Consider the following 20,227-nt stretch of genomic DNA (forward strand, 5'->3'; position numbering starts at 1 on the left):
GGCCCCGTGCGGTGCATCAGGCTGGCTCTGTTTCCAGCTCCAGCATGGCCTCACGGTAACGCGCCAGTTCCTCGATGGTCAGCACCGGCAGATTGTATTGCCGCGCATACACCGCCACCTGCTCGCCACGGGCCATCGTGCCATCGGGGTTCATCAGTTCGCACAGCACTGCCGCCGGGCGCAACCCGGCCAGGCGTGCCAGGTCCACCGAGCCTTCGGTGTGGCCACGGCGGGTCAGCACCCCGCCATTGCGGGCGCGCAGCGGGAATACATGCCCCGGGCTGACGATATGGCGCTGCTCCGCAGTAGAGCGCAATGCCGCGCCAATGGTGGTGATGCGGTCCTGGGCGGACACCCCGGTGGTAATGCCTTCCGCCGCCTCGATGGTGACGGTAAAGCCGGTGCCGTGGCGTGCCTGGTTGTTCTGCACCATGGGTGCCAGTTGCAGTTCGTCGACGGTGGCCTCGTCCAGGCACAGGCAGACGATGCCGCTGCAATCGCGAATCATCATGGCCATGGTCTGCAGCGAGATGTTCTCGGCGGCGGCGATGATGTCCGCTTCGTCCTCGCGGTCGTCGTCGTCGAGCAGCAGCACAGGGCGCCCGGCCCGGAAGGCGGCGATGGCGGCGCTGACATTGGGGAATTGCGGGTGGTGCGTGGTGGACATGAAACGCTCCTCGTGAATGATCGATGAACGTCTCGGGGCGAACAAAATGCGCGCGCAGGGGCGCCCGGATGGCCCCTGCCTGACGCCTTCTTTCATCCGGACTATGACCGTCGGCTCTGGAGTCTCACCAGATCTGCTGACCCCCGACATGGCCGGGGCGCTCGCGGGCTCATCTTTCGATTTACCGCCGGTGGGGACTTTCACCCCGCCCTGAAGACCCGCCAAGCATACAGCACATTGCCACCTCGCTGGCAACCGACGGCTCTACGACCTTTGGCGGTATCATTCGGCTATGCATTCGAGGAACAGCCCCATGGACATTCTTCAGGTCGCCGGCGGCAAGCCGGTCAAGTTGTGGACCGACGGCGTACCGGTGGAAGACGACGCCCGCAAGCAACTGCTCAACACGGCCAGGATGCCGTTCATCTTCAAGCACCTGGCTGTGATGCCGGACGTGCATCTGGGCAAGGGCTCGACCATCGGCAGTGTGATCCCCACGGTTGGCGCGATCATCCCCGCCGCGGTGGGTGTGGATATCGGCTGCGGAATGATCGCCGCGCGCACGTCGCTGCACGCCCGCGACTTGCCGGATAACCTGCATGGCCTGCGCAATGCCATCGAGCACGCCGTGCCGCATGGCAAGACCTTCGGCAAACGCGACCAGGGCGCCTGGGCCGATGTGCCGGCCCAGGCTGACAAGGCCTGGGGGCGGTTGGCCGGGCGCTTCAAGGCCATCACCGACAAGTACCCGCGGCTGGAGAAGACCAATAACCGCCATCACCTGGGGACGCTGGGCGGCGGCAACCACTTCATCGAGGTGTGCCTGGACGAGGCCGACCGCGTCTGGTTCATGCTGCACAGCGGCTCCCGGGGCGTGGGCAATGCCATCGGCAACCTGTTCATCGAACTGGCCCAGGCCGACATGCGCCAGCACCTGGCCAACCTGCCGGACAAGGACCTGGCGTATTTCGAGGAAGGCAGCCGCCATTTCGCCGACTACGTCGAAGCGGTGGAGTGGGCGCAGGACTACGCCAGGCAGAACCGCGAACTGATGATGCTGGCGGTGGTCGGTGCGGCTCGCAAGGCGCTGGGCAAACCGTTCGAGGCCAGCCTGGAAGCGGTGAACTGCCACCATAACTATGTGCAGCGCGAGCAGCATTTTGGCCGAGAGGTGCTGGTGACGCGCAAGGGGGCGGTGTCGGCGCAGAAAGGGCAGTTGGGCATCATTCCCGGCTCGATGGGGGCCAAGAGCTTCATCGTGCGAGGGCTGGGCAACGAGGAGTCTTTCTGTTCCTGCAGCCATGGTGCCGGCCGGGTGATGAGCCGGACCAAGGCCAAGAGCCGCTTCACCGTGGAAGACCAGCGGCGGGCCACGGCGCATGTGGAATGCCGCAAGGACAAGGAGGTGATCGACGAGATCCCCATGGCCTACAAGGACATCGATGCGGTGATGCGCGCGCAGCAGGAATTGGTGGAGGTGGTGCACACCTTGCGGCAGGTGGTGTGTGTGAAGGGCTGACGGGTTTACCGCGACATCCCCTCAATCGCGCCGGTAATAATCAGATTTTTCCCGTTGCGCGTAGGGCGTTTCTGAAATAGCTTCCTAGCGCCCTTGAGCCATTGCGGTGGTGTTCCTGGCGGCCTAGTGTGGCCCTGTCGTTGCCAAATCAGCGACCGGGCCTGCAAGCCTGTCCAGAGCAAAATGCCGATCACCGATGCCAATGGCATGCCATTGCGCGCGCTTAATGGTGGCTGCGTACGGGAGGTTTTCGAACCTGCCGGATTTTGCTCTCTGCCGGTCTTGCAGACCCGTACGTGGCTGCCACCCATCACACTGCAAGTCATGAGTGGCAGCTCTAGCCAACCTATAGAGAGTGTCACCATGCTTAAGATTGTCCCCGATCCACCCCACGATATTCATTCCCTTGAAGACACCCTGATCCAGGCCACGGACTATGCGCTGTGCGCTGCGACCGTTGTGCATCAGGCCATGCTGCTGCCGCCCAAGTCGCCGGCGTCGGTTTTGATGATGACGTCGATGCATGAACTGGAGACGCTGCGGGCTTTGCTGGAGTCGGCATTGATTCAGGTGCAGATGCCCACTGGGCCCAGGACTTTGCACTAGGGCCTAAGCAATGTGTTGCCTGTTCCGGCCTCTTCGCGGGCACGCCCGCTCCCACAGGATCTTCACAGTACTCAAGACTTGCACAGTACCTGTGGGAGCGGGCGTGCCCGCGAAAGGGCCAGAGCAAGCAGTCGAGAAATTTCAGGGGGATTCAACAATGACCACAGAAGACACCCAGTTCACCGTCGGCAAAACCACCTTCTACCAAGGCGAACACGGCACCCATCCACTGTTCCGCATCGAGCCCGGCATCCCCTGCCGCGATGCCCGCGAGCAGTCCTCAGAGTTGATGGGCTATGTCCGCGAACTGACCATCACCGGCCTGATGGATGAGAAGCCGATGATGATCTGGGCTGCGCACTACCTGAGTGCGATGGCCAAGGCGCTGATGGATGATGCCGAGCTGGGCATGGGGCAGTGAGCGTTTGCCTTCAGGTTGTGTGAAGGCCGCAAGGTGTTCGCCTTAGCAATTTCAGCGCCTATGAGACCGAGCGCCGCCCGCGCGGCGCTTCGCGGGGCAAGCCCGCTCCCACATTTGTTGCAACGTGCCAAACCTGTCAGGCCATGGTTGCCCGCTTTGTTGGACTGGCGATATCTCCCCGTTGGCGCTGCTGCCGCCCCACCTATCTTGAGTCGTGCGCCAAGGCTGACAACCATGGCCTCACAGACATGGCCACGTTGCAACAAATGTGGGAGCGGGCTTGCCCCGCGAAGCGCCGCGCGGGCGGCGCTCGGTCTCATAGGCGCTGCAAACCTGTCGGTATACACCTGCTGGCCCGCTGGACCCGGCGGATCGCGTGCTGCGTAACCTGCCTTCAGTCTTTATGCATGTGCTGCTTGCCATCGCGATGAGTATGGGCCTTTGAATGCCCCTCATCATGCTGGCTTGCGCCCGAGGCCTGCTCACCATGGTGGCCAGGCACGTTGCCGCGGAGCTGGCCTTCATGGTTGTGCATTTCACTTTCGCCACCACCATGCTGGTGGCCGCCACTGGCCGCGACCATCGTTTTGTACTGCTGGGCGTTCAACTGGGGGAGCTGATCCAGGAAGGCGACGATGCCCCAGATGTATTCATCGCCCATGCTCTTGCCCCATGCCGGCATGCCGGAGGCCTTGATGCCGTGCTTGATGATCCAGAACGCTGCAGCGGGGTCGCCACCGATCCCGCTTTTGGTCAGGTTGGGGGGCGATGGATAAAGAGCCTGGCTGAGCTCGGTCTTCTCGACGCCAGGGGCAAGGTGACAACCGATGCACATGGCGTTGTAGTTACCGGCGCCGGTACCAATCAGCGTTTCATCTTTCAGGTCTGGCACCTCGATGTCCCTGGCCCGTACTGCGATCGAGCGGTCCCGTGCCATGGCCAGAAAGGCATGCACGGCGGGGAAATGGGGATCATCGGCCCCGACGTTGACCAGGCCGGAGTACGCAGCACCCAGCACGGCCACGCTGGCCACCGCGCCTGCTGCAACAAGCGTTGTTATTGTTCTTTTCATGTCTGGTTCTCAAAACCACATGCGGATACCGGCCACGAAACGCGCTTCATCCACATCACCACCCTCGTCGCGGACGAAATCAGCGGTTTTGCCGTAGGAGCGGTTCCAGGTGACGCCGATGTATGGGGCGAACTGGCGAACAATTTCATAGCGCAGGCGTAGCCCGACTTCGGTATTGGCCAGGCCGGAACCCACACCGCGCACAGGGTCGTTCTTGCCATAGAAATTGGCTTCAGCGGTCGGCTGCAGGATCAGGCGGTTGGTCAGCAGAATGTCGTAGTCGCCCTCCAGGCGCGCGGCAGTCTGGCCGTTCTCGCCAATGAACACGGTGGCTTCGGCTTCGAAGTCGTAAAGCGCCATGCCCTGGATACCGAACGCCGCCCAGGTCTGGGGGGATTCAGGCTTGAAGTCCTGGCGCACCCCGGCAACCACATCCCACCATGGGCTGATCGAGCGGCCGTACAGCAGCTGCAATTCGGCATCCTCGGTGACACCGTTGGTGCGTTCACCTTCGGAGCGGATCCACAGCCGGTTGATATCGCCGCCTACCCAGCCAGAAGCATCCCAGGCCAGCGTGCTGCCTTCATCCGCATCCTGGTACTCGAGCTGATCCAGCAGGAAGAAGCTGTTGATAGCACTGTCGTGCATCTGATGCCCGCCCAATGGGGGGAAGGCTGCCTGGCGGTCGGCATCGGTCAGCACCGGGATCGGGGTACGGCTTGTTGTCGGTGTATCCGCCGAGCCTTGGTTCATTGTCGAATGGTCCATAGCCTCATGATTCATAGCTCCATGATTCATCGCGCCATGGTCCATGCCCTGCATGCTGCCATGATCCATCTCGCCGTGGTCCATCATCGAATGGTCCATTTCTTCAGCGGCGAAGCTGGGCGCAGCGCCCAGCGCCCCCAGCGTAACGGTCAGTGCCAACAGCGATGGTCGTGCCAGGCTATTGAGCATCTTTCCCTGCCTTGGCTTTGTTACTGCCATGGGATTCCATCATCTTGCCGTGGTCCATGCCCTGCATCGAACCATGGTCCATACCCTTCATGGCGTCATGGTTCATACCTTTCATCGAGCTGTGATCCATCCCTTTCATGGCGCCATGGTCCATGCCTTGGGCACTCCTGGCTTCCTTGGCATCGGCAGACTGCTGATCGTTGCCGTCGGACCAGGATGATGGGGCATAAACTGCAAACAGGCCGGCCATCGCAGCAGAGAGAAAAAACGCGCTTCGTTTCATTGGTTTGCTCATCTCGGATCTCCAGTTCATTCGTCCACGCGGACTTCGCGGAACATGCCCATTTCCATGTGGAACAGCAGGTGACAGTGATAGGCCCAACGCCCCAAGGCATCTGCCGTGACGCGATAGCTTCGTTTTGAGCCAGGCGGCATGTCGATCGTGTGTTTGCGCACCATGAAGTTGCCGTTCTCATCCTCCAGGTCGCTCCACATGCCATGCAGGTGGATGGGGTGAGTCATCATGGTGTCGTTGACCAGGGTGATGCGCAGGCGCTCGCCATACTTGAGGCGCAGTGGCTCGGCATCGGAAAACTTGATGCCGTCGAAGGACCAGGCGAACTTTTCCATGTGGCCGGTTAGGTGCAACTCGATTGTGCGACCAGGCGCGCGGCCGTCCGGGTCCGGGAAGGTGCTGCGCAGGTCGGCATAGGTCAGCACACGGCGGCCGTTGTCACGCAGGCCGATGCCCGGATCGCCCAGTTTTGGCGTCGGGGTCATCGTTTGCATGTCGACCAGGGGGTTGTTGGTCTCGGACTCTGGGTGGCTCTGCATGGGCGCGCTGGTGCCAGCCATTTCGCCATGGTCCATGCCGGCCATGCTGCCATGGTCCATGCCGGCCATGCTGCCATGGTCCATGCCAGCCATGTCGCCATGGTCCATGCCCATATCGCTCATGGAAATGGTCGGCCGTGGATCGACAGCGGGAACAGGGGCTTGTAAGCCTTCGCGAACAGCCAGGGTGCCCCTGGAATACCCGGTACGGTCCATGGATTGAGCGAAGATGGTGTAAGCCTGCTCGCTTTCGGGCTCGACGATGACATCGTAGGTTTCGGCAACGGCGATGCGGAACTCGTCGACCGCAACGGGTTTGACATGCTGCCCGTCCGCCGCGACAACCGTCATCTTCAGGCCGGGAATTCGCACATCGAAATACGTCATGGCCGAGCCATTGATGAAGCGCAGGCGGATTTTCTCGCCCGGCTTGAACACGCCCGTCCAGTTACCGTCGGGGGCCTGGCCGTTCATCAGGTAGGTGTAGGTGTAGCCGCTCACGTCAGCGAGATCGGTGGGGCTCATTTTCATCTCGGCCCACATCTTGCGGTCGGCTACCGCGGCGGACCAGCCCATTTCGCTCACATCGTTGACGAAATCGCCCACCGTGCGCTTGTGGTAGTTGTAGTAGTCGGACTGCTTCTTGAGCTTGGACAGCACCCCTGCAGGGTCTTCATCCGTCCAGTCGCTGAGCATGACCACGTAGTCCCGGTCATAGGTGAACGGCTCAGGGTCTTTCGCGTCGATGACCAGGGCGCCATACACCCCGACCTGCTCCTGGAAACCGGAGTGGCTGTGGTACCAGTAGGTGCCGTTCTGCTGGACCTTGAACTTGTACTCATACATGCCGTCGGGGGCGATGCCATGGAAGCTCAGGCCCGGCACGCCGTCCATGTTCGCCGGCAGGATGATGCCGTGCCAGTGGATGGAGGTGTCCTGCTGCAAGCGGTTGCGCACACGCAGCGTGACGGTATCGCCTTCGCGCCAGCGCAGGATGGGCCCGGGGATGGAGCCGTTGATTGCCATCGCTGTACGCGCAGCGCCGGTAATGTTGACCGGCAGCTCACCGATGTAGAGGTCGAAGTCGGTGCCGCTCAGCACATTCGGTTGGCCGGGGCTGGTCACGGCCCAGACCGGCGTGCGCCACATGCCCAGCCCGCCAAGCAGTCCGGTAGCGGCAAGGCCTTTGACGAAGGAGCGTCTGGTGGTTTTGCTTTGCATGCCGTTGCGTCCAGTCAGTCGAAAAGTTGCTGGTGTTCAGGCGGTTGAACGCCCCAGCCGTGGGTCGAGAAGCCCCACAATCTTCCTTCACGCTAGCGGACCTGCGCTGTCAGTTGGCTGAGCTTCAGATTACTTTTCTGTCAGCTTGCGGTGGGTCAAATTCAGTAAGCACGCCGCGCACCCTGTGGGAGCGGGTTCACCCGCGAAGAATGCGACGCGGTTTATGGCACCGGCTTTGCCGGTGTTCGCGGGTAAACCCGCTCCCACAGGGCCCTGCGACATCTTTGGGTTATGTACTCTGTGGGAGCGGGCGTGCCCGCGAAGGGCTGCAAAGCAGCCCCATCAAGGGGCTCTTTGGCCTGGCCACTACTCGATATGCAGCGCCGCCACCGGATGCAGGCGGGCCGCCCGCACGGCCGGAGCCAGTCCGGCGAGAATGCCGAGCACCGCCGCCAGCAGCAGCGCCAGCAGCAGAAACAGCGGTTGCAGCGCCAAGGGCAGGCTCGGCATGGCCAGGTGCAGTAGCCCCAGCAGCAGGCCCATCAACATCAGGCCAAGCACGCCACCGGCCAGGGACAGCAGCGTCGCTTCGGCCAGAAACAACCCAAGTACCTGCCGCGGACTGGCGCCAATCGCCCGCAACAGGCCGATTTCTGCCGTGCGCTCGCCCACAGTGGTCGTCATGATGGTGAGAATGCCGACGGCGCCGACCAACAGCGAAATGCCCCCCAACGCACCAATGGCCAGGCTCAGGGTGCCGAGAACGCGGTTGAAGCTGCGCAGCATGTCGTCCTGGGTGGTCAGGCTGAAGTCCTCCGCACCGTGTCGTTCGCCGAGCACCTCGCGAATCTGCCGGCTCAACGCCCGTGAAGTGGTACCTGCGCCAAACACCACATGGGCTTTGACCACCCCGGTACGGTTGAACAGGCTTTCCGCCCAGTCCACCGGGATGTAGGCGATATCGTCGAGGTTGAAACCGAGCAACTGGCCTTTCTCCGCCATCACGCCGATCACCCGGAAACGCACGCCGCCGACGCGTATCAGATCACCCAGCGGGTTGCGCGCCCCGAACAGTTCGGTACGCAGCTGATGGCCGAGCACCACATAAGGCGGCGAACGGCCGTCACGGGCCGGGGGCAGGAACTCGCCCAGGCTCAGTTGCATGCGCCAGGCCTGCGCCATCTGATGGCCACCACCGAGAATGTCGCTGCGTCGGCTCAGTTGACCGAACTGGATATTCCCGCTGCCCTGAATGATCGGCACCGCCGCCTCGACATGCGGCAAGCGCCGCAGGGCGTCGGTGTCACTGATGGTCAGTGGCCGCACGCTGCCGAGCAGGCCGCCGAGGCCGCTGGTTTGGGTCTTGCCCGGGCGCACGGTGATGATCCGCGTACCAAACTGCGAGAAGTTCTCCAGCACATAGCCGCGCACGCCTTCGCCTATGGCCGTGAGCAGCGCCACGGCGGCTATGCCGATCGCTACCCCGAGCAGGGTCAGCAGGCTGCGCAGCGGGCGGCAGGTCAGCGCCGAGCTGGTCAGCCGGAAACCATCTTGCCAGCGCATCAGTGCGCCCCCGGCGGGCGTAGCGCCGCCACCGGCTCCAGCGCCGAGGCCCGAGCGGCCGGCAGCCAGGCGAACAGCAGCGCCGTGCCAAGTGCCAGCAGCACTGCTCCAGCCCGCGCCCACCAGGGGGCATAGAGCGGCAGATCGAACGCCAGGCGCCCCAGCCAGAGCAAGGTTTCGGCCAGCAGCAGCCCTGCCAGTGCCCCTGTCAGGGCCAACAGCGCTGCCTCGCCGAGGAACAGCAGGCGCAGCTGCGCCGCCGTCACGCCTATGGCTTTGAGCAGGCCGATCTCGGCGCTGCGCTGGCTCACTGCAATCCAGGTCACGTTCATGATCAGGATGCCTGCCACCAGCAGGCTGATCGCGGCAATGCCAGCCACCGCCAGGGTCAGCACCGCGAGTATCTGGTCGAAGGCGCTGAGCAGGCTGTCCTGGCTGACCAGGGTAACGTCCTCCTCACCCTCGTGACGCTCCTTGAGCGCGGCGAGTATCAGCTGCTTGCTAGGGTCGAGAAAGCTCGGACCATGCACCTCGACAAACACCCGCGACAACCCCTCGCTATTGAACAAGGCCTGTGCACTGGCCACCGGGATGATCAACATCTCGGCGAAATCCATCCCCAACGATTCGCCCCGCTCACCGAGAATGCCGACCACCCGGAAGCGCCGGTCGCCGGCGCGCAACCATTCACCCAGGGCCGGGCGAGCCCCGAACAGTTCGCGCCGGAGTTTGCCGCCGATCACGCAGACGGCTTCAGCCTGCTCAGGGTCCAGCGTCGGTAGGGGCTGGCCTTGTACGACCGTCAGTTGGCGAATGGCGAAGAAGTCCCGGGTGGTGCCCAGCGTCAGCACCTCACGATTGCGGTTGCCGACTATTACCTCCATCTGCCCGGCCTGCTGCGGCGCGACCCGGCGGATGCCCGGCAACCGGGTGATGGCCTGGACATCCTGCAAGGTCAACTCGTGTGGCGTCAGCCCGGTGAGCGGCGGCATTCGCCCGGTGGTTTCCTTGCGCCCCGGGAAAACGATGAGTATGTCGCGCCCGAGCAGCGAGAACTCGTTCAGGACGAAGGCCCGCGCCCCCGCGCCAAGACCGGTGAGCAGATTGACCGCGACCACCCCGATAGCGATGGCCAGCAGTAGCATTAGGCTGCGTGAGCGATGCCCACGCAAGGCACCTAGCCAGAAGCCCAGGGCATCGGCAGCGCGCATCAGGCCAGCGCCCACTGCGGCGCAATACTGTGGATCCGCCCGTCACGCATGTGCAGCTGGCGCTGTGCACGGGCGCCCAGGCTGGCATCGTGGGTCACCACTATCAGGGTCAGGCCCTCGCCGTTGAGCTCCTCCAGCAGGCTGAAGACCTCTGCGCCGGCCTGGCTATCGAGATTGCCGGTGGGTTCGTCGGCCAACAGCAGCGCCGGTTGCATGACCATCGCCCGGGCGATCGCGACGCGCTGGCGCTGGCCACCGGACAGCTCGGCCGGGCGGTGGGCAATGCGCTCGCCCAGCCCCAGGCGTGCCACCAATTGGCTGCTGCGCTTGCGCCGTTGTGCCGCACCAATGCCGGCGAGGACCATCGGCAGCTCGATGTTTTCCAGCACCGTCAGCCGTGCGATCAGGTGGTAGGACTGGAACACGAAACCTATCAGTCGGCTGCGCAACTGGGCGCGGCGCGCCTCGCTCAGCGACGCCGTGGCCTCGCCCTGCAGCCAGTATTCGCCGGCGCTCGGCGCGTCGAGCAGGCCGAGGATGTTCAGCAGGGTCGACTTGCCCGAGCCTGACGGGCCCATCACCGCCATGTAGTCACCGGCGGCGATGTCCAGGTCCAGGCCATCCAGCCCCATCACCTGCTGCTCGCCCAACTGGAAGCTGCGGCTACCGCCGCGCAGGCGGATCATTTCTCGGTCTCCGCGGTATCCACAGGGATCACCGCCACGGTATCCTTGAGCCCTTCCTGCTCGTGGCTGGCGACTATGCGTGCGTCCTCGTCCAGCCCTGCAAGCACCTCGGTCCAGCGCCAGTTGCTCAGCCCGGTTTGCACCTGCACCTCGCGCAACACCCGGGCGCTCGGGTCATATCGCAGCACGCGCTGCCCCTCCAGCAGGGTCTCGGTGGGGATGCGCAAGGCACCCGTGTGCTGCTCCAGGAGGATCTCGACATCGGCGCTATAACCGGTGAGCAGGGCCAGGTCTGCCGGCGGCTGGTCGAAGCGCACCTCGACATCGACGGTGCGCGCCTGCTTCTCCAGTTCGCGCACATAGGGCGCGATGCGGCTGACGCGGCCGGTGAAATGCTGACCACGGAAGGCATCCAGGCTGATCCGTACGGCGGTTCCTGGGTGAACCCGGGCAGCGTCCACCTCATCGATCGGTGCCTCTACATACAGGCAGCTGTCGTCGATCAGGTCGACTGCTGGCGGCGTGGGAATACCTGGCGGCGAAGGGGTGACGAACTCGCCGAGTTCGCCGTTGATTTCTGCGACGATGCCGGCGAATGGCGCGCGCAGAGTCGTCTGTTCCAGCAGTGAGCGCTGCAACTGCAGGCTGGCGTCGGCCTCGCGTATCAACACGGCACTGGCACTGCACATCAGCTTCGCCAGGTTGGCCTTGGTTGCCGCCTGATCGAGGCGATCGGCGGCAATCAACTTGCGGTCGGCCAACTGGCCCAGGCGATCAAGGTCGCGTCGGTCCAGGAGAGCTTGCTGGCAGCGCTGTTCGCGGGTGTTGCGCTGGGCCTCCAGCCGCGCCTCGGCTTCCTGCAGCCTGGCCTGTTGCTCGTCCTGCCGCAGGCGCATGAGCACCTGACCCGGCTGGACCCGCTGGCCCTCGCTGACCAGCAACTCGGCAACCTGGCCGCCGACATTGAAGGACAGGTGCGAGCGTCGACAGGACTTCAGCGTACCCGCGCGCGTGTTGGCCACCACCGTCTCAACCGGCCCCCGCTCAACTTCCAGCAGCCTGACCGGCAACGGCTGCGGGCGGCTCAACCAGCCGCCCAACACCACGAGACAAGCCAGGATCGACGAGCCAATCAATAATTTGCGCATGGACTACACCTCCTCCCATATGGCTTGAGCCTAGATCAGGAGGGTGAAAGCTCCACGCGAAACGTCATTTATCCGACTATTTTCGGATGAGCGTTAGTATAGCGTCATAAAAATGGCGAATGAGATTTTTTTCGCTCACGCAACGGCGATTCCCCGGCCATGGGAAGGCTGCAGAAAGTTCAGAGGATGAGAATGGCGGGCATTAAAAAGCCGGCTTGTGGCCGGCTTCTCGGGGACGCTTCCGACTAATTTATGGTAAGCCGCAATCGCCTTAACTGTGTGGCCATCAAGGGGCCGAAAGAGATGGCAGATGCCCGTGTGGGATATCGCCGAGCCCTCTGGACCGCGGCTTGCGCCGGTCGGGGCTGAATGTGCGGCGTAGCATACAAGGGCGCGCGCAGGATGCCCAGCAAAAAATGGCACAGGTTGTTTCAGTCGGGCCGTTGCTGGCGGAAATGCGACCAGTGGAACACCCAGCCCAGTATCTTCAGCCCTTGTGTCTGGCGCTGGGCGGCGGTGTAGCGTTCGACCGCATAGTTGCGCCGATCATGGCTGTGCAGGTACAGCGTGCCGTGCTGGCCGAGGCTGAGGTTGTTAACCCTGAGCACGCCGTTGTGCAGCAGGGCATAGGTTTCGCCCTCGACCACCTGGGTCATGCCCAGGTCGATGGCCAGGGTAGCTTGCAGCGGAATCAGCGGGGTCATGTTGCTGGCGGGCATGGCCAGGCAGATGGCGTCGTCGGCATGCACTCCCAACCCTTTCAGGGCTTTTGCGGGCAGGCACAGGTGTTTGCCGGCCACGGGCGACAGCAGGCCGTTGTGCAGCTCGTAAAAGGGCACCTTCAATGTACGGCCGCCTTGCGCCGATAGCGGCGTGGGCGGGTTGGCGGGCGCCGGCCCCGGTGGGCAGGTGCGCAGGATCGGGTTGTGGTGTTTGGGGCCTTCGCCCGTGCGCAACCAGCGACGATGCACGCAGAACAGGTCCGCCATTTCGTCCAGCCGGGCCAGGGGCACGCCGCGCTTGAGCCAGTTGTTGACGTGCTGGGGCGTGACGCTGCGCTGGGCGGCGAAATCAGAAGGGGTCAGGCCACATTCGTGGAGGAGGGCTTTGAGTCTGTCACCGGATGTGTTCATGGCGGCGAGTGTAGCGGCGGGGTGCCAGCAAGGATATGAACCGGATGTTGATGGAGCTTGTGTGAAAAGCGCCTGTTTGTAGGGCGTTGGAGTAGGACTGCGTAGGATTTATTACCGCATCAGGCGTTGGCGCGGTAGCTGTAGGAGCGGCCTTGTGTCGCGACGGGGCGCGACGCGGCCCCAAACCATCCCGCACGATGTACCTGAGAGACCGCATTTGCTGATTTTACGGCCGCTTCGCGCCCGATCGCGACACAAGGCCGCTCCTACAACCGACCGCGAAGGCAGGTCATTCAACAAGAGGGCCGCGAACGCAGGTGTTGACGAATGGCCATAAAAAACCCCGCCGAGGCGGGGTTCTTCATGCAACCGGCATCAGCCCTTGTAGGCAGCAACCGATTTGGTGATCGCGGCGCGGGCGGCGTCAGCGCCTTCCCAGCCTTCGATCTTGACCCACTTGCCCTTCTCGAGATCTTTGTAGTTGGCAAAGAAGTGCTCGATCTGCTGGATCAGCAGGGCTGGCAGGTCGGTGTATTCCTTCACGTCGACGTACAGCTGCGACAGCTTGTCGTGAGGAACAGCGATGACCTTGGCGTCGCCGCCGCCGTCGTCGGTCATGTTCAGCACGCCGACCGGACGGGCGCGGATAACCGAACCTGGGGCTACCGGGTAAGGGGTAACGACCAGCACGTCCAGCGGATCACCGTCATCGGCCAGGGTGTTCGGGATGAAGCCGTAGTTGGCTGGGTAGAACATCGGGGTAGCCATGAAACGGTCGACGAACAGGGTATCGCTGTCCTTGTCGATCTCGTATTTGATCGGCGCGTGGTTGGCCGGGATCTCGATGGCGACGTAGATGTCGTTCGGCAGGTCTTTGCCCGCCGGAATCTTGCTGTAGCTCATTGGGCAGTGCCCCCGTGTTTGACCAAAAAAGTGGCGGCGATTATAGGCACATTCTGCATGGGCATGCCACGCCTGGCCTGATGTGCGGCCCCGTCAGGCGTGGCTTTCGCGGTATTCCGGGTGTTCGGCCTGCAGCCGGCACAGGCGCGCCAGCGGGTCCTGGCGGTAGAACAGCGACAACTGGCGGTAGACCTGTGGATAAGCCTGTTGCAGCAGGTCGGGAGCACTAAAGAAGTACTCGCTGGTTACGGCAAAGAACTCTGCGGGGTTCTCTGCGGCATATGGATCGATGGCGGTTTCGGCGTCGGGGTTGGCGTCCAGCTGGCGGTTGAGGTCGTCATAGGCCTGTTGCATGGCGGTTGCCCATTCATCCACGGGCATGCCGCTGTGCAGCGGCGGCAGGCCGTTGGCATCACCATTGAGCATGTCGAGCTTGTGCGCCAGTTCATGGATGACCAGGTTGTAGGCCTCCCAGCCACCACTGGCCAGCACGCCGCTCCAGGCGAGGATGATCGGGCCCTGCTGCCAGGCTTCGCCGCTGTGCTCACCGTCCCACACGTGCTCCACGCCACTGGCATCGCGGTGGCGCTGGGGGCTCTTGAAGTCGTCGGGGTAGAGGATGATTTCGTGGAAACCCTGGTACCAGTTCAGCTCGCCCAGGTGCAGCAGCGGCAATTGCGCCTGGGCCGCCAGCAACAGGCGCTGCTCGTCATCCGGCTCGACGCCGGGCAGGCAGGTGAGGTGCTTGTCGAGCAGGAACAGGATGCAGGCTTCACGCAGCCAGCGATCCTCTTCGTCAGTGATGCCGTCCAGCATTGGCAGGCGCTCGCGCACGGCCTGCCATTGCTGGGGGGTGATGGGATAGCGCGCCAGGGTGCGCTTGCGCCGCCAGGCGCTGAACGACCACATCGGCAAGTTTCAGTGCGCTTTGGCCGTGCGGCCCAGACGGCCACGCAGCAGGCCGAGGATCATCGGTACCAGCGACAGGATGATGATGCCCACCACCATCAGCGACAGGTGCTGTTTGATGAATGGCACGTTGCCGAAGAAGTAGCCCAGGGTCACCAGGCCGCCGACCCACAGTAGCGAACCGGCGACACTGAAACCGAGGAAGCGCGGGTAGTGCATGTGGGCGATGCCGGCGACGAACGGCGCAAAGGTGCGCAGGATGGGCAGGAAGCGCGCCATGGTCACGGTCTTGCCGCCGTGGCGTTCATAGAAGTCGTGGGTACGCTGCAGGTAGTCGCGACGGAAGATCTTCGAGTTGGGGTTGTTGAACAACCGCTCGCCCGTCGTGCGGCCGATCACATAGTTGGTGCTGTCGCCGAGGATCGCGGCGGCCATCAGCAGGCCGGCCAGCAGCAACGGGTCCATGCCGCCACCGGCGGCCACGGCGCCGGCAATGAACAGCAGCGAATCGCCAGGCAGGAAGGGCATGACCACCAGCCCGGTTTCACAGAAGATCACGGTGAAGAGGATGGCGTAGATCCAGGGACCGTAGTTGGTGACCAGCAGATCGAGGTAGGCATCGAGATGCAGGATAAGGTCCAGCGGGTTGAAATCCATGTACAGCACCTGTGTTCTTGGGCGTAGGCTCGGTTACCTGCGGATGGGTAAATTTTCACACACGACAGGTGGGCCATTATACGGCTAAGTCAGGATCATGCCCGGGGAGTTTGTAGCGGGGGGTTACGGCAGGGGGTATTCCTGTACCGGCCCTTTCGCGGGCATGCCCGCTCCCAAAGAGATATCACTGCTTCCTAAGGCTGTGCTGTACCTGTGGGAGCGGGCGAGCCCGCGAAAGGGCCGGTGCAGGTCAATCCTGGCTGATCGGCAGGATATAGCTCTTGAACTCGTTATCCTCACGAAACCCGATGGATTCGTAAGTCTTGTGCGCTACCTCATTGTCCGCGCTGGTTGACACCCGCATGCGCACGGCGTTGGTTTCCTTGGCCATTTTCTTCGCCTCACGCATCAGGTGGTCGGCCACCAGCATGCGCCGCGAGTCCTCGGCCACGTAGATATCGTTGAGAATCCATACCCGCTTCAGCGACAGCGACGAGTAGCTCGGGTACAGCTGGCAGAAGCCCAGCAGCTTGCCGTCATCATCATCGGGTAGCGCCAGGTAGATCACCGACTCATCCCGCTTCAGGCGCTTTTCCAGGAAGCTGCGCGAACTGTCGGGGTAGGGTAGCTGCCCATAGAACTCGCGGTATTTGACGAACATCGGCGTAAGCAGATCGAGGTGTTCCAGGGTTGCCTTGATGATGCGCATGTGCGGCCCTCAGAGTCCATTAGGGGAAACAGCGGATTGCCAGCAGCTTTCAAAGGCATGCTGCCCAATGCTTGGCGCAAGTGCAATCCGCCTTCCGTGACATGTTTTTTATCCTTTGCCGAGCAGGAAGTTACCTTTCTGGCCGGTGCTGTTTTCGCTCTCCAGGCTATGGACCTCGGCCTCGTCCTTCAGATTCACCCCGGAAAGCTGGCGCCGGCAGGCTTCGCGCATCAAGTACAGCAAGCGGTGCGCCGCCATGCCATAACTCAGGCCCTCCAGGCGGATGTTGGAAATGCAGTTGCGGTAGGCATCGGTCAGGCCGACCTTTGGCGCATAGGTGAAGTACAGGCCAAGGCTGTCGGGCGAGCTGAGCCCCGGGCGTTCGCCGATCAGCATCACCGTCATCCGTGCGCCCAGCAGCTCACCAACCTCGTCGGCCACTGCCACGCGGCCCTGCTGCACCAGCACCACCGGGGCGCTGGTCCAGCCGTCGGCGGCGGCCTGTTCCTCGAAGCGCGCCAGGAACGGCAGGGTGTGGCGGTGCACGGCCAGTGCCGAGAGGCCGTCAGCGACGACGATGGCCAGGTCGACCCCGCCGGGGTTGGCCTGGGCATGCTGGCGCAGCGCGGCAACCGAATCTTCGTTCAGCCGTCGCCCCAGGTCCGGGCGTTGCAGGTACTGGTTGCGGTCGCTGGCGGCGCTGTGCAGCACCAGGCTTTCGCGCCCGCGGTCACTCAGCTGGGTAGCCAGGCCGGCATGGTCGAAGGCCAGGTGCACGGCATCGCGTGCCTGGGCGTGGGCGAACTGGAAGTCCAGTTGTGCACCTGTAGGCAGGCTGGTGCCGGTGCGGCCCAGGGCGATGCGCGCCGGGGTCAGGTTGCGCAGGGCCAGCCAGGGGTTTTCGGGGGTAGGCGTGCGGTGGTCCATGGTCATCCCTATGCAAGCTGTGCCAAGGCCTGGCGGAAGGCCGGCGGCAGGTTGTCACCAAAGCGCACCCGGCCATCGGCCTGGGTGAAGATGCCGGTGCGGGCCAGCCATGCCTCGAATTCCGGCCCGGGCTTCAGGCCCAGGGTCTGGCGCGCGTACAGCGCGTCATGGAACGAGGTGGTCTGGTAGTTGAGCATGATGTCGTCGGAGCCTGGGATACCCATGATGAAGTTGATCCCGGCCACGCCCAGCAGGGTCAGCAGGGTGTCCATGTCGTCCTGGTCGGCTTCGGCGTGGTTGGTGTAGCAGATGTCGCAACCCATTGGCACTCCCAGCAGCTTGCCGCAGAAGTGGTCTTCGAGGCCGGCGCGGATGATCTGCTTGCCGTTGTACAGGTACTCCGGGCCGATGAAACCGACCACGGTGTTGACCAGGAACGGCTTGAAGTGGCGGGCCACGGCATAGGCGCGGGTTTCACAGGTCTGCTGGTCGACGCCGTGGTGGGCGTTGGCTGACAGCGCGCTGCCCTGGCCGGTTTCGAAGTACATCAGGTTCTGCCCGAGGGTGCCGCGTTTCAGCGAAAGGCCCGCTTCGTAGCCTTCCTGCAGCACGTTCAGGTTGATGCCGAACCCGGCGTTGGCCGCCTCGGTGCCGGCAATGGATTGGAACACCAGGTCCAGTGGCACGCCACGGTTGATCGCCTCGATCGAGGTGGTGACGTGGGTCAGCACGCAGGCCTGGGTGGGGATGTCGTAGCGCTGGATGATGGCGTCGAGCATCTCCAGCAGGGCGCAGATCGAGGCGATGCTGTCGGTGGCCGGGTTGATGCCGATCATGGCGTCGCCGTTGCCGTACAGCAGGCCGTCGAGAATGCTGGCGGCGATGCCGGCCGGCTCGTCGGTCGGGTGGTTGGGCTGCAGCCGGGTCGACAGGCGCCCGCGCAGGCCCATGGTGCCACGGAACCGGGTGACCACGCGGATCTTCTGTGCCACCAGCACCAGGTCTTGCACGCGCATGATCTTCGACACCGCTGCGGCCATTTCCGGCGTCAGCCCGGGTGCCAGGCTGCGCAGGCTGTCCTCGTTGGCCTCTTCGCTCAGCAGCCAGTCGCGCAGGCCACCCACGGTCAGGTGGCTGACCGGGGCGAAGGCCTGGGCGTCGTGAGTGTCGATGATCAGGCGCGTGACTTCATCATCTTCGTAAGGGATCAGCGCTTCGTTGAGGAAATGCGTCAGCGGGATATTGGCCAGGGCCATCTGCGCGGCGACCCGTTCGCCATCATTGCTGGCCGCGACGCCCGCCAGGTAGTCCCCCGAGCGGGCGGGGCTGGCCTTGGCCATCACTTCCTTGAGGCTGTCGAAGCGGTAGACCAGGTGGCCGACCGTGTGTACGAAACTTGCCATACAGACTCTCCAGAGCCGCGGGTTGCCCCGCGGCGGGTGGCGGCGATCAGTGCAAGGCCTCTTCGGCCTTCTGGATCGCGGCGAATTCCTCTTCCGGTGTACCCGCGACCAGGTGGTGGCGGCTGTAGAAAGCAAAGTAGGCAATTAATACCGCATAGATCACTGCGGCGCCAATCACCACCCGTGGGTCTACCAGGAAACCGGCGACCACAGCGATGCAGGCCAGTACCAGTGCCAGGCCCGAGGTGAAGATGCCACCAGGGGTGCGGTATGGGCGCTCCATCTTCGGCCGACGGATGCGCAGGGTGATGTGCGCGGCCATCATCAGCACGTACGACAGGGTAGCGCCGAACACCGCCACCAGGATCAGCAGGTCACCCTGGCCGGTCAGCGACAGGGCAAAGCCGATGATCCCGGGGATGATCAAGGCCAGTACCGGGGCCTTGCTCTTGTTGGTTTCCGACAGCTTGCGCGGCAGGTAGCCGGCGCGGGACAGGGCGAAGATCTGCCGGGAGTAGGCGTAGATGATCGAGAAGAAGCTGGCGATCAGCCCGGCCAGGCCGATCAGGTTGACGAAGCCGCCCATCCAGGTGCTACCGCCGTAGGCTTTGGACAATGCTTCCACCAGCGGGTTGCCGGACGCTTTCAGTGCTTCGGAGCCTGCGCCGCCAGGGCCGACCACCAGGATCAGCAGGGCGAAGGCCAGCAACACCAGCATGGCGCCGATCAGGCCGCGTGGCAGGTCACGCTTGGGGTTCTTGGTTTCTTCGGCAGCCAGCGGCACGCCCTCTACGGCAAGGAAGAACCAGATGGCATAGGGGATGGCCGCCCACACGCCGACATAGCCGAACGGCAGGAAGCTGCTGGCGCCCACAGCGTCCGTTTTGGCGATGTCGAACAGGTTGGCTGCATCAAAATGGGGCACCATGCTCACCAGGAACACGGCCAGAGCGATGGCTGCGATGGCGGTGATGATGAACATCAGCTTCAACGCCTCACCCACGCCAAAGATGTGGATGCCGATGAACACGATGTAGAACGCCAGGTAGATCATCCAGCCGCCGATGCCGAACAGTGACTGGCAGTAGGCGCCGATGAACACGGCGATGGCGGCGGGGGCGATAGCGTACTCGATGAGGATTGCCGTGCCGGTGAGGAAGCCGCCCCAGGGGCCGAAGGCGCTGCGGGCAAAGCCGTAGCCGCCGCCTGCGGTGGGGATCATCGACGACAGCTCGGCCAGCGAGAAGCACATGCACAGGTACATGGTGGCCATCAGCAGGGTGGCGAGGAACATGCCGCCCCAGCCGCCCTGCGCCAGGCCGAAGTTCCAGCCGGCATAGTCGCCGGAGATGACGTAGGCCACGCCCAGGCCGACCAGCAGGACCCAGCCGGCGGCACCTTTTTTCAGTTCACGTTGCTGGAAATAGTCCGAGCCGACTTTTTCGAAGTCGACGGAAGAGCCTGCCGGCGAGCCGGCGGAATGATCGCTTGGCATAGATTCACCTGTTGTTTTTCTTGGTGGCCGGACGGGTTCCGGGCCGATGGTGATGGGTACTGCAGGAAGCGAGCCAGAGCGGTTGGTGCTCTGGATATTGTGTTTGCAGGTCCGGCCTCATCGCCGGCAAGCCGGCTCCCACAGGTACTGCACAGGTCTGGAATCCCCTGCGATCCCTGTGGGAGC

20 protein-coding genes and 1 riboswitch are annotated in these 20,227 nt (G+C 63.4%); of the genes, 3 read left to right on the forward strand and 17 right to left on the reverse strand.

From position 1 onward, the window contains the following. Positions 1–16: 16 nt before the first annotated feature. Positions 17–667, reverse strand: a complete 651-nt coding sequence (gene ribB / locus GEV38_RS03065; protein WP_054572940.1) for a 3,4-dihydroxy-2-butanone-4-phosphate synthase — start codon at positions 665–667, stop codon at positions 17–19. An 80-nt stretch (positions 668–747) separates the two neighbouring features. Further along, a riboswitch (FMN riboswitch) is annotated at positions 748–889 on the reverse strand. 91 nt (positions 890–980) lie between these two features. On the opposite strand from ribB, the gene GEV38_RS03070 reads away from it, so the two are divergent. From GEV38_RS03070 to GEV38_RS03080, 3 genes are all read left to right on the forward strand, one after another. Further along, positions 981–2,186: an RtcB family protein gene (locus tag GEV38_RS03070; RefSeq protein WP_054572939.1), complete on the forward strand. Its 1,206-nt coding sequence runs from the start codon at positions 981–983 to the stop codon at positions 2,184–2,186. Positions 2,187–2,549: 363 nt separating this feature from the next. After that, positions 2,550–2,792, forward strand: a complete 243-nt coding sequence (locus tag GEV38_RS03075; protein ID WP_015268786.1) for a hypothetical protein — start codon at positions 2,550–2,552, stop codon at positions 2,790–2,792. 157 nt (positions 2,793–2,949) lie between these two features. Further along, positions 2,950–3,213 (forward strand): DUF3077 domain-containing protein, encoded by a 264-nt coding sequence (locus tag GEV38_RS03080; protein WP_015268787.1) that lies wholly within the window; start codon positions 2,950–2,952, stop codon positions 3,211–3,213. A 394-nt stretch (positions 3,214–3,607) separates the two neighbouring features. On the opposite strand, the gene GEV38_RS03085 is transcribed toward GEV38_RS03080, so the two are convergent. The 16 genes from GEV38_RS03085 to eat form a co-directional block, all read right to left on the reverse strand. Further along, entirely contained in the window at positions 3,608–4,285 is a 678-nt protein-coding gene (locus tag GEV38_RS03085) for a cytochrome c (protein ID WP_054573496.1), read from the reverse strand. A gap of 9 nt (positions 4,286–4,294) precedes the next feature. Next, positions 4,295–5,242: a copper resistance protein B gene (locus GEV38_RS03090; protein ID WP_054573495.1), complete on the reverse strand. Its 948-nt coding sequence runs from the start codon at positions 5,240–5,242 to the stop codon at positions 4,295–4,297. Beyond that, positions 5,232–5,537 (reverse strand): hypothetical protein, encoded by a 306-nt coding sequence (locus GEV38_RS03095; protein WP_223998038.1) that lies wholly within the window; start codon positions 5,535–5,537, stop codon positions 5,232–5,234. Before GEV38_RS03095 ends, GEV38_RS03090 begins: the two co-directional genes overlap by 11 nt. Before the next feature lie 14 nt (positions 5,538–5,551). Next, positions 5,552–7,297 carry a copper resistance system multicopper oxidase gene (locus GEV38_RS03100; protein WP_054573493.1) on the reverse strand — a complete coding sequence of 582 codons (1,746 nt, stop codon included), beginning with the start codon at positions 7,295–7,297 and terminating at the stop codon, positions 5,552–5,554. A gap of 366 nt (positions 7,298–7,663) precedes the next feature. Continuing rightward, positions 7,664–8,860 carry an ABC transporter permease gene (locus tag GEV38_RS03105; RefSeq protein WP_054573492.1) on the reverse strand — a complete coding sequence of 399 codons (1,197 nt, stop codon included), beginning with the start codon at positions 8,858–8,860 and terminating at the stop codon, positions 7,664–7,666. Continuing rightward, on the reverse strand, positions 8,860–10,071 hold the full coding sequence (locus GEV38_RS03110; protein ID WP_054573497.1) for an ABC transporter permease: 1,212 nt from the start codon (positions 10,069–10,071) through the stop codon (positions 8,860–8,862). Before GEV38_RS03110 ends, GEV38_RS03105 begins: the two co-directional genes overlap by 1 nt. After that, positions 10,071–10,757: an ABC transporter ATP-binding protein gene (locus tag GEV38_RS03115; RefSeq protein WP_054573491.1), complete on the reverse strand. Its 687-nt coding sequence runs from the start codon at positions 10,755–10,757 to the stop codon at positions 10,071–10,073. Before GEV38_RS03115 ends, GEV38_RS03110 begins: the two co-directional genes overlap by 1 nt. Then, positions 10,754–11,905, reverse strand: coding sequence for an efflux RND transporter periplasmic adaptor subunit (locus GEV38_RS03120; protein WP_054573490.1), 1,152 nt, complete (start codon positions 11,903–11,905; stop codon positions 10,754–10,756). Before GEV38_RS03120 ends, GEV38_RS03115 begins: the two co-directional genes overlap by 4 nt. A 431-nt stretch (positions 11,906–12,336) precedes the next feature. Beyond that, positions 12,337–13,038, reverse strand: a complete 702-nt coding sequence (locus GEV38_RS03125) for a helix-turn-helix transcriptional regulator (protein ID WP_015268796.1) — start codon at positions 13,036–13,038, stop codon at positions 12,337–12,339. Positions 13,039–13,413: 375 nt separating this feature from the next. Continuing rightward, positions 13,414–13,941, reverse strand: a complete 528-nt coding sequence (gene ppa, locus GEV38_RS03130; protein WP_003255365.1) for an inorganic diphosphatase — start codon at positions 13,939–13,941, stop codon at positions 13,414–13,416. A 93-nt stretch (positions 13,942–14,034) separates the two neighbouring features. Further along, entirely contained in the window at positions 14,035–14,850 is an 816-nt protein-coding gene (locus tag GEV38_RS03135; protein ID WP_013970691.1) for a zinc-dependent peptidase, read from the reverse strand. 9 nt (positions 14,851–14,859) lie between these two features. Beyond that, positions 14,860–15,507, reverse strand: coding sequence for a DedA family protein (locus tag GEV38_RS03140; protein WP_015268798.1), 648 nt, complete (start codon positions 15,505–15,507; stop codon positions 14,860–14,862). Between the two features lie 250 nt (positions 15,508–15,757). Beyond that, positions 15,758–16,216, reverse strand: a complete 459-nt coding sequence (locus GEV38_RS03145; RefSeq protein ID WP_003257044.1) for a GNAT family N-acetyltransferase — start codon at positions 16,214–16,216, stop codon at positions 15,758–15,760. A 108-nt stretch (positions 16,217–16,324) separates the two neighbouring features. Further along, positions 16,325–17,143, reverse strand: a complete 819-nt coding sequence (eutC, locus tag GEV38_RS03150; RefSeq protein ID WP_015268799.1) for an ethanolamine ammonia-lyase subunit EutC — start codon at positions 17,141–17,143, stop codon at positions 16,325–16,327. Between the two features lie 8 nt (positions 17,144–17,151). Next, positions 17,152–18,546: an ethanolamine ammonia-lyase subunit EutB gene (locus GEV38_RS03155; protein WP_013970694.1), complete on the reverse strand. Its 1,395-nt coding sequence runs from the start codon at positions 18,544–18,546 to the stop codon at positions 17,152–17,154. Between the two features lie 46 nt (positions 18,547–18,592). Beyond that, on the reverse strand, positions 18,593–20,041 hold the full coding sequence (eat, locus tag GEV38_RS03160) for an ethanolamine permease (protein ID WP_015268800.1): 1,449 nt from the start codon (positions 20,039–20,041) through the stop codon (positions 18,593–18,595). Positions 20,042–20,227 lie beyond the last annotated feature (186 nt).

Source organism: Pseudomonas sp. 13159349 (assembly GCF_013305685.1).
In the GTDB taxonomy this organism is placed as follows: Bacteria; Pseudomonadota; Gammaproteobacteria; order Pseudomonadales; family Pseudomonadaceae; genus Aquipseudomonas; species Aquipseudomonas asiatica.